This is a genomic window from Pseudodonghicola xiamenensis DSM 18339 (assembly GCF_000429365.1).
Lineage (GTDB): Bacteria > Pseudomonadota > Alphaproteobacteria > Rhodobacterales > Rhodobacteraceae > Pseudodonghicola > Pseudodonghicola xiamenensis.
In genome coordinates, this window is sequence record NZ_AUBS01000003.1 from 33616 (window position 1) to 45794 (window position 12179).

Genomic DNA, 12179 nt, shown 5'->3' on the forward strand with positions numbered 1-12179 from the left:
CCTTGAAATCAGTCTGTTGCTGTTGGTCGGCTCACATATCGGTGCGGGTGAAGCTGCCGACAAGCTCCACATGGGTTGACCAGCGGAACTGATCCACCACCTGTACCCAGCTCAGGCGATATCCCGCCGCGATCAGCCGCGCGGCATCCCGCGCAAAGGTGACCGGATTGCACGAAACATAGGCAATCACCGGCGGCTTGGCCTCGGCCAGCTCCTCAACCTGCGCCTCGGCGCCTGCGCGCGGCGGGTCGAGCACGACGGCATCGAATCGTTTCAGCTCGTCCGGCATCAACGGCCGGCGAAACAGATCGCGTGCCTCGGTCGTCACCCGCTTCAGCCCCTGCGCCTTGCGCCATCCGGCCTCCAACGCCGCGGTCATCGCCCGGTCGCCCTCGACCGCGTGCACCTCGGCCCGCTCGGCCAACGGCAGGGAAAAGGTGCCGCAACCGGCGAACAGATCGACCACCCGGCGGGCATTGCCGACGATCTCTTGCGTCGCCGCCCACAGCGCCGCCTCGCCTTCCTCCGTCGCCTGCAGGAAGGCGCCCGGCGGCGGCACCACTTGCGCGGCACCAAAACGCTGCGCCGGCGGTACGCGCAGGGCGATCACTTCCCCCTCCCAGGTCAACCGGGCCAGCCGATGCGCTTCGGTCAATTGCGCCAGCACCATCTGCAGTGGTCCGTCGAGCGGTTTGCCCCCGGTCACCGCGACATCGAGCCCGACCACAGACAGCGTAACCGTCACCGCCAGCGTGCCCTTGCGGCTGGCGGCTTCGGTCAGGAACGCCTCGATCACCGGCAGGGCGGCCATCAGTTCGGGACGCAGCAACTGGCAATCGGGAATCTCGACGATGGTATCCGAGGCGCGGCCATGAAAACCCACCAGCGTGCCCTTCTTGGTCCGCCGCGCGGCGAAGGTGGCGCGCCGGCGCGACTGGCGCGGCGAGGTTTCGATGGGCCGGAAATCGGTGCCGACCCCCTGCGCGCCCAGCGCCTTGCGCACCACATCGACCTTCCAGCCGGCGACGAAATCGTCGCTCGCATGCTGAAGCGTGCAGCCGCCGCAGAATTTCGCGTGCCGGCAGGGTGGTTTCACCCGCGTCTCCGCTGGCGTCACGATCTTCGGCGCGGTCATCACCCCGCCCGAGATCTCGCCTTCCACCACCTCACCGGGGAGGGTTCCGGGCACGAAAACGGGGCCCGGCGCGATGCCGTCCCCCTGATGCCCCAGCCGTTCAATCGTGACCTGTTCCATGTCGCGCCTTCTGCCCCGATTTGCGCCCGGCGTCGAGAGTTGACAGGAACCGGCGCACCGCGCGCGGGCCGGTCAGGTGATGCACTGCAACCCCCGGCCCCACCTGGCCGATCAGCGCCCGGTTCTTCACCGCTGCCGTCTGCCGCGTGTCCCAGATCCAACGCCAGAACTCTGCATCAAACCGTTCCGGGCAATCGGCGGGCAGGTCCGGACGGGTCCGGCCATAATGGCGCAGGGTTCGCCGCAACACTCGCCAGGCGCGCAGCCAAAGCGGCAGGTCGAGCACGATCAGCGTATCGGCGCGGGACAGCCGGTGATCATAGGTCTCCGACAGGCCACCTTCGAAAATCCATTCCGGCCCGCGTTCGACCGCCAGCGCCATCTCGACCCGCTCAGCGCGCGGGCGTTCGACCCAGCCGGACTGCCAATGGATGTGATCCACATGGGTAACGGGCAGGCCGCTCCGCGCCCCCAAGGCGCGGGCGAGCGTGGACTTGCCCGACCCGGGCTGGCCCACGATCATCACCCGTTTCATTCCGCCGCCTCGGCCCCCAGGAACCCGCCCGACTGCCGCGCCCAGAACCCGGCATAGAGCCCGTTTTGCGCCAAAAGCTCCTCATGCGTGCCTTCCTCGGCGATCCGGCCCTGATCCAGCACGATGATCCGGTCCATTTCCGACAGGGTCGACAGCCGGTGTGCGATGGCAAGCACGGTCTTGCCCTGCATCACCCGGTCGAGCGCCACCTGAATCGCTGCCTCCACTTCGGAGTCGAGCGCCGAGGTCGCTTCGTCCAGCACCAGAATCGGCGCGTCCTTGAGGATGGCGCGGGCCAGCGCGATCCGCTGCCGCTGCCCGCCGGACAGCTTCACGCCACGTTCGCCCAGATGCGCCTTATACCCCTCGCGGCCCATGTGATCGCGCAGCTTGAGGATGAAATCATGCGCCTCTGCCTGTTCGGCGGCGCGGCTCACCTCTTCATCCGTGGCATCGGGCCGGCCATAGCGGATGTTATCCATCGCGGACCGGTTGAACATCGCGGTTTCCTGCGTGACCATGCCGATCTGGCGACGCAGGCTTTCCTGCGTTACGCTTTCGATCGGCTGGCCGTCGATCCGGATCTGCCCCTGTTCTGGTTGATAGAGCCTGAGAAGCAGAGACACCAAGGTCGATTTCCCAGCGCCGGAGGCGCCGACAATCCCCACCTTTTCACCGCCGCCAATGGTCAGTGCGATATCCGACACCCCGCCGGATTTCCGACCATAGGCAAAGCCCACGTGATCATAAACGATCTCCCCTGCCGGCACATTCAACTCGGTCGCGTCGGGCGCATCGGCCAGCCGGGTGCGCGGGGTCAGGGTGCGCATGCCGTCCTCGATCTCGCCCACGTCGGAATAGACCCCCATCAGCGCGAAACTGACCCAGCCGGTCATCTGCGACAGCCGGATCGCCACCGCCCCGGCGGCGACGATATTACCCTCGGTCGCCAGGCCCTGCCGCCACATCAGCAGGGTCACGCCGATCAGCAGCACCGGCAGCAGCCCGGCCAGGCACATCAGGCAGAAGCGGAACAGCGCCGCCAGACGACCGAACCCGAGCGCCCGGTCGCGGAACCCTTCGAGCGCGCCCAGCGCGGCGCGATCTTCATGATCGGCATGGGCGAACAGCTTGACCGTCTTGATGTTGGTGATGGTGTCGACGATCTGGCCCGAGACCACCGCCCGCGCCCCGGCACGGCCCGCCGCACGGCTGCGCACCCGCGGCAAGAACCAGCGAATGGTCAGGATATAGGCCGCGAACCACAGCAGGAAAACAACCGTGACATGCCAACTGATCGCCGTCATCAGCACCAGCGACCCAACCACCGAGGCCAGCGCAAAGGCCACCACGTTGATCGATTCCACCGCCACATTGGTGACCGCCCCCGCCGCCTGCATCTGCTTTTGCGCAATGCGACCGGCGAAATCATCGTCGAAGAACTGAACCGATTGCCCCAGCGTCCAGCGGTGCAGCCGCGCCAGAACCATCGGATTGACGTTCGGCCCCACCACGATGGAGTTCGCAGCCGAGGACATGCCAAAGAGGATCGGCCGCACCAGCAGGAAGAACCCCACTGCTGCCGCCAGTTTCATCGCATTCGCCGAGGTAAAGAGCTTGTCCGGCCCAGCCCCCACCGCGGTATCGACCACGAAGCCCAGGATATAGGCGGTCCCCGCCTCCAACCCGCCGGCCAGACAGGACACCACGGTGGCGAAGATCAGCGCCGGCCAGGCACCTTTCAGACACCAGAGGATAAAGGCCAGCAGGGTCTGCGGCGGCGGACCGTCGGCGGGGCGGAAGGGGTCGATCCAGTTTGAAATTTTCATAATCTCACCCTTCTCATCCCTCTCACTCGTCTGCTTCCGGGTTCAGGAAGCCCCCCGACTGCCGGGCCCAAAACTGGGCATAAAGCCCGCCCTTCGCCAGCAGATCGTCATGCGGCCCATCTTCGACGATGCGGCCGTGATCCATCACCAGGATACGGTCCATCTCTGCAATGGTAGAAAGCCTATGTGCGATGGCAATGACGGTCTTGCCCTGCATCATGCCATAGAGGGTTTCCTGAATCGCCGCCTCGACCTCGGAATCCAGCGCCGAGGTCGCCTCGTCCAGCAGCAGGATCGGCGCATTCTTCAGGATCACCCGCGCCAGCGTCACCCGCTGCCGCTGGCCGCCGGACAGTTTCACCCCACGCTCGCCCACATGGGCGTCATAGCCACGCCGCCCCTGCGGGTCTTCCAGCGTCAGGATGAACTCATGCGCCTCCGCCTGCTTGGCCGCGGCGATCACCTCGGCCTCGGTCGCATCGGGACGGCCATAGAGGATGTTGTCGCGCACAGAGCGATGCAGAAGCGAGCTGTCCTGTTGCACCATGCCGATATGGCGGCGCAGGCTGTCTTGGGTGACCGCGCGGATGTCCTGCCCGTCGATCAGGATCTGCCCGGTTTCCACATCATAGAACCTGAGCAGCAGCTTGACCAAAGACGACTTGCCGGCGCCGGATCGACCGATCAGACCGATCTTTTCGCCCGGCAGGATCGTAAGGTCGATATGATCGAGCCCCCCCGATACCCGCCCATAGTGGTGGGAGACATCGCGGATCTCGATCTTGCCCTCGGTCAGTTTCAAATCGGTCGCGTTCGGCGCATCGACCAGGTCGATGGGCTGGGCGATGGTCTCCATCCCCTCCGCCACCACGCCAAGCTGGCGGAAGAAGGTGGTCAGCGCCCACATGATCCAACCGGTCATCGCGTTCAGCCGCAGGGTCAGCGCGGTGGCAGCGGCGACCACGCCGACGGTGGCCTCGCCCATCATCCACAGCCAGATCGCCCAGCCGACCACGCCGATGATCAATACCCCGTTCAGCGCCACCAAGGTGCCGTCCATCACGGTGAAAATCCGCATCTCGGTCTGGAAGGTCCGGCGCGAGTCCTCGATCGCCTCCTTGGCATAGGTCAGCTCAAGATCATGATGCGCGAACATCTTGACCGAATGGATGTTGGAATAGCTGTCGACCACCCGCCCGGTGATCGCCGAACGCGCGTCAGAGGCCGCCTTCGACGCCGGCTCTACCCGCGTGATGGTCCAGCGCACCAGAAGACCGTAAAGCACCAGCCACCCCACCAGCGGCAGCAACAACCGCGGATCGGCCGCCATCAGCAGCACGCCGGCCCCAATGAAATAGGCGATCGAGAAGGAAATCGCGTCGAAGATCTGAAAGATCACCTCGCCCGCCGCCGGCGGGGTCTGCATGATCCGGTTGGCGATGCGGCCGGCGAAGTCATTCTCGAACCAGCCGACCGACTGGCGCAGCACGTGCTTATGCGCCCGCCAGCGGATCAGCGTGCCGAAGTTCGGCAGGATCGCGTTGTTCAACAGCAGCACGTCGACCAATTGGATCGCCGGGCGCAAGAACAGGATGAAGATCGCGACCGCGATCAGTTCCCACCCGTGATCGGCCCAGACCTGCGCCGGCTCGCCGCCCAGAATGTCGACGACACGGCCCATATAATAGATCAGCCAGACCTCGATCCCCGCGACGAGGATCGACAACAATGCGGTCCAGACGAAGACGCGATGGAACGGACGCGCATAGACGCCAAGGAAGGGCCAGACGCGGGTCGGCGGACGGTCATCCTGCGCATAAGGACCATAGGGATCGACAAGATTTTCAAAGAAACGAAACATATTGGAGGTGCTCCGAGAAGGGGCTTAGGGCATGCAGATGTATTGATGGCGGTGCTGATCACCGCGCACACGGGGGCCGGTGTCTCAGCTAAAGCTGTTCCAGATCCCGTGATACATGTGCATCTCTCCAATAAGGTTATGACGGTTGCGTAGCGAATCGGGGCGCGCTTGTCACCCCGTTACATGTTCGCAGCACATAATTGTTGCCGCTAGCTGTTGCCCGAAAGCAACGCCGCCTTGTCCAGCGTGAAGCCCGAGGCGATCCACTGACCTTCCAGTTCGGCCAGACGGGCGCCCAGTGCGGCGCCCCGATAGGCCGGCATCAGGTCACGGGCAGTGACGGGAAAACGTGCCCCGGCGCCTGTCGCAAGCTGATCGTTCGCCGCCTCCGCCCAAGGCTGTTCGTTCCAGGCCTGCCGCAGCAACAGCGCATCGCGCGCATCCGGCAATTTCAGCCGATAGCCCAGTTCCGCGGGCGACAGCAGGCTGCTGGCCCCCTCGCGCATCTGATCGAACCGCTTGGCCTGCGCCCGGCTCAGCCGCAAGCTTTCGGCCACATCGACCCCGCCCAGCACTGCAAGCCGGCGCAACCCGTCAGGGGCGGCGCCCGCCTGCCCTTCAAGATGCACCAGGGGCGCCAACGCCCGATCATCGGCTCCGGGCAGCAACTGCCCCAGCGCCCCCGTCGACCGCATCGCCGCCACCGACGGCGCCGGATCGGGCGCGGCAAGTAGTTTCAACAGCTCTGCCCCCACCCGTTCGCGGGAGAGTTTGGCAAGACCGTCCAGGTTTTCGGCAATCGCCGCCAGGGCATCCGGGTCGAACCCCGCCGCATCGTCGCCGTACCAGGCATGAAAGCGGAAATAGCGCAGGCTGCGCAGGTAGTCCTCGCGGATGCGATCGCGCGCCTCACCGATGAAACGCACCCGCCGCGCTTGCAAATCGGGCAGCCCGCCCAGCGGGTCCAGCACCGTGCCGTCGGAGCGGGCATAGATCGCGTTCATGGTGAAATCGCGCCGCGCCGCGTCTTCCTCAACCCGATCGGCGAAGGCGATCACCGCGCGGCGTCCGTCGGTTTCGACATCGCGGCGAAAGGTCGTCACCTCATGCGGGATACCGTCCTGAACCAGGGTAACCGTTCCGTGGTCGATGCCGGTGGGCACCGCCTTGATGCCCGCAGCCTCGGCCAGCCACATCACCCGTTCGGGCCGCGCGTCGGTCGAGATGTCGATATCGCTGACCGCCACCCCCATCAGCGTGTTGCGCACGCAGCCTCCAACGAACAGCGCCTGAGCGCCCCCCGCTTCAAGCGCGGCGCAAACCGCCTGCGTCGCCGGATTGGCCAGCCAGTCGGCACAGATCCGCATCATGCTTCAAGCCGCACTGCCAGTTGCCGCAGCATCCGAGCTGTGGCACCCCAGATGTAATAAGGCCCGTAAGGCACCGTGAAATAATGCCGCCGCATGCCGCGCCAAATACGGGCCTCGATCAGATAATTGTCCGGCTGCATCAGATGGCTCAACGGCACTTCGAAAACCTCCGCCACCTCAGACGGATCGGCGACCGGCGTGAACGGTTGGTCCAGCACCGCCAGCACCGGCGTCACCTCGAACCCAGTGACGGTTTCGTGCGTAGGCAGACTGCCCAGAATGCGCGGCATGGCATGCGGCAGGCCGATCTCTTCCTCGGCCTCGCGCAATGCATTGGCGGCGGCATCAGCGTCATACTCTTCCCGCTTGCCGCCGGGAAAGGCGATCTGGCCGGGATGGTTCTTCAACGCCGAAGACCGCTTGGTCAGCACCACCTGGGGCACCCCGGTCGCCAAGGTAACAGTGATCAAAACCGCCGCCGGGCGCAGCTTGCGCCCGCCCGGCAGCCGAAATTCCGGGTTCAGATCGAAATCGGACGAGGCCTGACCCGGCCGCTCCAGCGCCAGACGGAGCTGCGAAACCGGATCACGGGTCAGGTCAAGCATCGTCCACCTCGCCGGCCTCGAACCCCAGCGTGGCGGGATCGAGCTCGTAATGCGCGCCGCAGAACTGGCAATCGGCGGTGACGATGCCATCCTCGGTCGTCATCGTGGCGATGTCTTTCGCCGAATAGATCGACAGGCTCTGGCGCACGCGCTCTTCCGAACAGGTGCAGCCGAAGCGCACCGGCTGGGCGTCGAAGACCCGCGGCTGTTCCTCGTGAAACAGGCGAATCAGCAGATCGGTGGGCGACACCCGCGGCCCGATCAACTCCATCAGTTCGGCGGAGCCGAGCAGGATGTTCACCCGGTTCCAATCGTCGCCGTCCTCGTCCCGGATCAGATCGCTGGGACGCAGGATTTCACCGTGCCGCTCACCTTCGGCCATCAACGGCGAGGCCTTGGGCATGTGCTGGATCATCACCCCCCCGGCGCGCCAATGTTCGCTGCCGCCGGCTTCGGTCGATTTTCCGAAACTCAGCTTGAATGTGGTGGACAACTGTTCCGACTGGGCGAAATAGGCCTCGGCGCAGTCGGACAGAGACGTCCCATCCAGCGGCGTGATCCCCTGATAGGGCGCCGCGCCCGATCCCTGGTCAATCAGAATGGCGAAATACCCCGCGCCGATCTGATCGAAAGGCCGGTTGCCCTGCAACCGGTCGGCATCGAAGCTAGCATAGCCGCGAATCCGCGCCGGCGCGCCCTCTTCCTCCGGGGCGTAATAATCGGTGGCGATCATCCGCACCGGTCCATTCGACTGCACCTGCAGCGACAATTTCCAGCGCAGCTTGATGGTCTGGCCGATCAGCGCCGTCAGCAACGCCATTTCAGCAACAAGCGCCTCGACCTGGGGCGGATAATCATGTTGTTTCAGGATACCGTCCAGCACCCCGTCCAACCGGGCGACCCGGCCGCGGATGTCCGAGACGTCAAGCTGGAAAGGCAGGACGGTATCGTCCCACGCGAGTTTCGATGCGATGGCCATGAGATGTCCTTATATGCCGTCAATTCGGCTGTTGCCCTGCAATATAGTCGGAAGTATCCGCGATGAAAGAGGCAGGACGGAAAGGGGCCAAGACATGATCAGACGGTTCGGAGAGCCACCCCACGCCAACCAGAGCTATCGCCGGCGGGTCGGGGCCTATGCGCTTTTGCCTAGGGCCGGGCGACTGCTGCTGACCGAACAGGCCAATCCCGCCCCCGATCTGCAATTGCCCGGCGGCGGCATAGACCCGGGCGAATCACCCTTTGCGGCGCTGCATCGCGAGGTGTTCGAGGAAACCGGCTGGCTGATCGGCCGCCCGCGTCGGGCAGGCGTTTTTCGCCGTTTCGCCTATATGCCGGAATATGATCTCTGGGCCGAAAAGATCTGCCTGATCTTCATCGCCTCGCCAATCCGTCCCATGGGGCCCCCCAGCGAACCCGGTCACCGTGCGCTGTGGATGGATACCATCGAGGCGGCCGAACGCCTGGGCAACGCCGGAGACCGCCATTTCGCCGCCCGGCTGGCACTGGGGTTACTGAAAAACTAGGGCACAGTTGCAAAGGTCAACGCGCCCCGGCCCCATCCATCGCCCGGGGTCTTGCCCCATCGGGAACGGCATGCCCCCCCTATGGGCCGTTATATTCGAACAGGGTGGCGGAAATGTCGTCCTCCATCCCCTCGCCCGGCGCCATGATCTGGCGCAGTTCCCAGAACAGATCCTCAAGCAGCTCCTGCCCGGACTGGCCGACATCGCAGCGGCGCACCAGCTTGAGCAGCCCCTCCTGCTGCAACATGCCGCCAGCGGCCAGCCGGCATTCGGTGAACCCGTCGGAATAGATCAGCAACCGGTCACCGGGCAGAAGATCGGTCTCGAACTGCTGGTAATCCACATTCGGCAGCAATCCGACCGGCACCCCGCCCTCGCCCAGAAACTCGGCCCTGCCATCCGCGCGCAGAAGCAGCGGATAGGGATGGCCCGCCTGCACCATCTGCACCCGGCCCGTCTTCAGATCCGCGGTGGCATAGACCATGGTGAAATATTCATCGACCCCGGTGTCGGCGGTGACCCGATCGTTCAGGATACGCGCCACTTCGACCGGGGGGCGCAGCGCGTAAAAGCTTTCGTGCCGCTTTTCCATCGCCACATTCTGATCGTTATAGGTGCTGGACAGATATCCCCCCAGCTTTGCAGTCATCATCGCCGAGGTGATGCCGTGACCAGATACATCAATACCGTAAAAGCCGACCCGTCCCGCCCCCGGCGAGAACATGCCAACCAGATCACCGCCAATATGGCCGCAGGGTTTCAACAACAGGCTGACCCGCGAGGCCCCGAAAACATGAGTGAACTCGGGCACCAGAGATTCCTGGATCTTGCGGGCCTGGATCAGATCCTTGTCGATCGCATCATGCGCCTTGCGCAGCTTGTCGAGCGTTTCGGAAATCACACGGTTCTTTTCCGACAGCTCCCGCTGCATGCTGAGAATCCGTGCACCCGCCGAGATCCGCGCCCTCAGCTCATGCGAATTGACCGGCTTTGTCAGAAAATCGTCGGCGCCCGCGTCCAGCCCCTTGGCGATATCGTTCTTGTCGCTCTTCGAGGTGAGCAGAATGAAATATCCGTACCCCTCCATTGGCAGGGTGCGGAAGGCGCGGCAGAAATCCAGACCGCTCATCCCCGGCATCATCCAATCGCTCAGGATCACATCGGGCGGGTCGTTGCGGCAGATGTCCATCGCCTGTTCGCCGCTCTCGGCCTCGATCACCTCAAACCCCCATTTTTTGAGGGAGCTCATGAGGATATGGCGCTGAAGGCGGCTGTCATCGACGACCAGAACCCGGCCGATCGTCCGCGATGCCTGCTGAATCTCGATATCACCCTTCATGCGAAAACAGCACCCGCCTTGACCTATGATACACCACCGGCCCAAGACCGGTTCCCGCACTATTCACCTTAGCCCTTAACATGGCGTGAAACGGCATGTCTTCGCCGCATACAACAGAACCACCCCTACTTAACCAGTTATTTACCGCCACGCGATTAGGGTCCCTCCAGGTTGGGATATCAGATTTTGGGTGTATCATGATTTTGTGGACACGCGTGAATGAACTACGCGACGAGGTTGGAGCTGACGATTTTCAGGAAGTGATCGACCTTTTTCTGGAAGAGGTCGAAGGTGTGGTCACGCGGCTGCGCGATGAAGACGATCGCAGCCAACTGGAGCAGGATCTGCATTTCCTCAAGGGCAGCGCCCTGAACCTTGGCTTCGCCACTTTTTCGGATCTGTGCCAGGATGGCGAACGCATGGCAGCCGAAGGCAAGGCCGAACAGGTCGACCTCGCGGCCATCATCGAGGGCTATGAAAAATCGAAGGCCGTCTTCTTCGATGGGCTGCGCGATCATCTCGCTGCTTGACACTGCCCCGCGCTGACCGGCCCCAAGCCGGTCAGATCACGAATTGCGCCAGCGTCTCGTCCGAGGTGATGTCTGTATAGGTATAGCCACCGGCATCCAGTCGTGCGAACAACTGGCCGAAATTCTCCGGCCGCATCGTTTCGATACCGATCAGCACAGACCCGAAGTTCCGTGCCGATTTCTTCATGTATTCGAACCGGCTGATATCGTCCTCGGGGCCAAGAATCTCCAGAAAATCCTTCAGCGCTCCGGGCCGTTGCGGCAGCCGCAGAATGAAATATTTCTTCAGCCCGGCATAGCGCTGCGCGCGCTCCTTGACCTCGGGCAGACGTTCGAAATCGAAATTCCCGCCCGACGTGACACAAACCACCGCCTTGCCGCGGATGTCATCTGCCACATCGGCCAGCGCATCCACCGCCAGCGCGCCGGCGGGTTCCAACACGATCCCTTCGAGGTTCAGCATCTCGATCATCGTAGTGCAGATGCGATCTTCCGGCGCGAACAGCACATCTTTCGGATCAACATCCGCCAGACGCGCGAAGGGCAACGCCCCAATTCGGGCCACAGCCGCCCCGTCAACGAAGGAATCCACCCGGTCCAGCATCACCGGCTCCCCTGCCGCCAGCGCCGCCGCCAGACTGCGGCCGCCAGCAGGTTCAACAAAGGAATAGCGACACCGCGGCCCGAAGAACCCGCGCACCCCCGAGGACAGACCGCCGCCACCGACCGGCAGGATGACATGATCCGGCACCCGGCCCATCTGCACCGCGATCTCGACCGCGACGCTGGCCTGGCCTTCGATCACATCGGCATCATCGAAGGGGGCCAGGAAATGCCCCTCCTCCTGGACGCAGAACCGCTGCGCCTCGGCCAGGGTATCGTCGAAATAGTCGCCGATCAGCTTGATTTCGATCGCCTCGCCACCGAACACCTTGGTTTTCTGGATCTTCTGCTGCGGCGTGGTCACCGGCATGAAGATCACACCTTTGACGCCGAAATGCTGGCACATGTAGGCCACGCCCTGCGCGTGATTTCCGGCAGAGGCGCAGACGAACAGCATCTGTTCAGGGTGCTCCTCCAGCACCTTGCGCATGGCATTGAAGGCGCCGCGCAGCTTGTAACTGCGTACCGGGCTCAGATCCTCGCGCTTCAGCCAGATGTCTGCCCCGTATTTCTCCGACAGATGGGCATTGCGCTGCAGCGGGGTTTCGGGAAAGACCTCGCGCATCGCGCGCTCGGCAATCCGCGCCATATCCTGAAAACTGGTCATTCCATTTCCCTGCCGCAATGGCCGGGACAAGGCAAGCGCTAGATCGACATAGCCGCCCC

At 63.8% G+C, this 12179-nt stretch carries 11 protein-coding genes; 2 read left to right on the forward strand and 9 right to left on the reverse strand.

All coding sequences use genetic code 11. From position 1 onward, the window contains the following. Positions 1-31: 31 nt before the first annotated feature. The 7 genes from G455_RS0105240 to hslO form a co-directional block, all read right to left on the reverse strand. Entirely contained in the window at positions 32-1255 is a 1224-nt protein-coding gene (locus tag G455_RS0105240) for a class I SAM-dependent RNA methyltransferase (protein ID WP_028092727.1), read from the reverse strand. Beyond that, entirely contained in the window at positions 1236-1790 is a 555-nt protein-coding gene (locus G455_RS23380; RefSeq protein ID WP_035366207.1) for a P-loop NTPase family protein, read from the reverse strand. The genes G455_RS0105240 and G455_RS23380 overlap by 20 nt, the downstream gene beginning before the upstream one ends. Further along, positions 1787-3619: an ABC transporter ATP-binding protein gene (locus G455_RS0105250; RefSeq protein WP_028092728.1), complete on the reverse strand. Its 1833-nt coding sequence runs from the start codon at positions 3617-3619 to the stop codon at positions 1787-1789. The genes G455_RS23380 and G455_RS0105250 overlap by 4 nt, the downstream gene beginning before the upstream one ends. Positions 3620-3641: 22 nt before the next feature. After that, a complete protein-coding gene (locus tag G455_RS0105255; RefSeq protein WP_028092729.1) occupies positions 3642-5480 on the reverse strand; it encodes an ABC transporter ATP-binding protein in 1839 nt (612 codons plus the stop codon). A gap of 209 nt (positions 5481-5689) precedes the next feature. Then, positions 5690-6850 carry a CCA tRNA nucleotidyltransferase gene (locus G455_RS0105260; protein ID WP_028092730.1) on the reverse strand — a complete coding sequence of 387 codons (1161 nt, stop codon included), beginning with the start codon at positions 6848-6850 and terminating at the stop codon, positions 5690-5692. Continuing rightward, on the reverse strand, positions 6847-7455 hold the full coding sequence (locus G455_RS0105265; protein ID WP_189658322.1) for a CoA pyrophosphatase: 609 nt from the start codon (positions 7453-7455) through the stop codon (positions 6847-6849). Before G455_RS0105265 ends, G455_RS0105260 begins: the two co-directional genes overlap by 4 nt. Further along, on the reverse strand, positions 7448-8434 hold the full coding sequence (hslO, locus tag G455_RS0105270) for an Hsp33 family molecular chaperone HslO (protein WP_028092732.1): 987 nt from the start codon (positions 8432-8434) through the stop codon (positions 7448-7450). Before hslO ends, G455_RS0105265 begins: the two co-directional genes overlap by 8 nt. Positions 8435-8528: 94 nt before the next feature. Here hslO and G455_RS0105275 point away from each other — a divergent pair, with 94 nt between their 5' ends. Further along, entirely contained in the window at positions 8529-8981 is a 453-nt protein-coding gene (locus tag G455_RS0105275) for an NUDIX domain-containing protein (RefSeq protein ID WP_028092733.1), read from the forward strand. Positions 8982-9060: 79 nt separating this feature from the next. Here G455_RS0105275 and G455_RS0105280 read toward each other — a convergent pair whose 3' ends face one another. Beyond that, positions 9061-10320 (reverse strand): PP2C family protein-serine/threonine phosphatase, encoded by a 1260-nt coding sequence (locus G455_RS0105280; RefSeq protein ID WP_028092734.1) that lies wholly within the window; start codon positions 10318-10320, stop codon positions 9061-9063. A gap of 197 nt (positions 10321-10517) precedes the next feature. On the opposite strand from G455_RS0105280, the gene G455_RS0105285 reads away from it, so the two are divergent. Further along, positions 10518-10850: an Hpt domain-containing protein gene (locus tag G455_RS0105285; protein WP_028092735.1), complete on the forward strand. Its 333-nt coding sequence runs from the start codon at positions 10518-10520 to the stop codon at positions 10848-10850. 31 nt (positions 10851-10881) lie between these two features. Here G455_RS0105285 and ilvA read toward each other — a convergent pair whose 3' ends face one another. Beyond that, entirely contained in the window at positions 10882-12120 is a 1239-nt protein-coding gene (gene ilvA, locus G455_RS0105290; RefSeq protein WP_028092736.1) for a threonine ammonia-lyase IlvA, read from the reverse strand. Between the last annotated feature and the right edge of the window lie 59 nt (positions 12121-12179).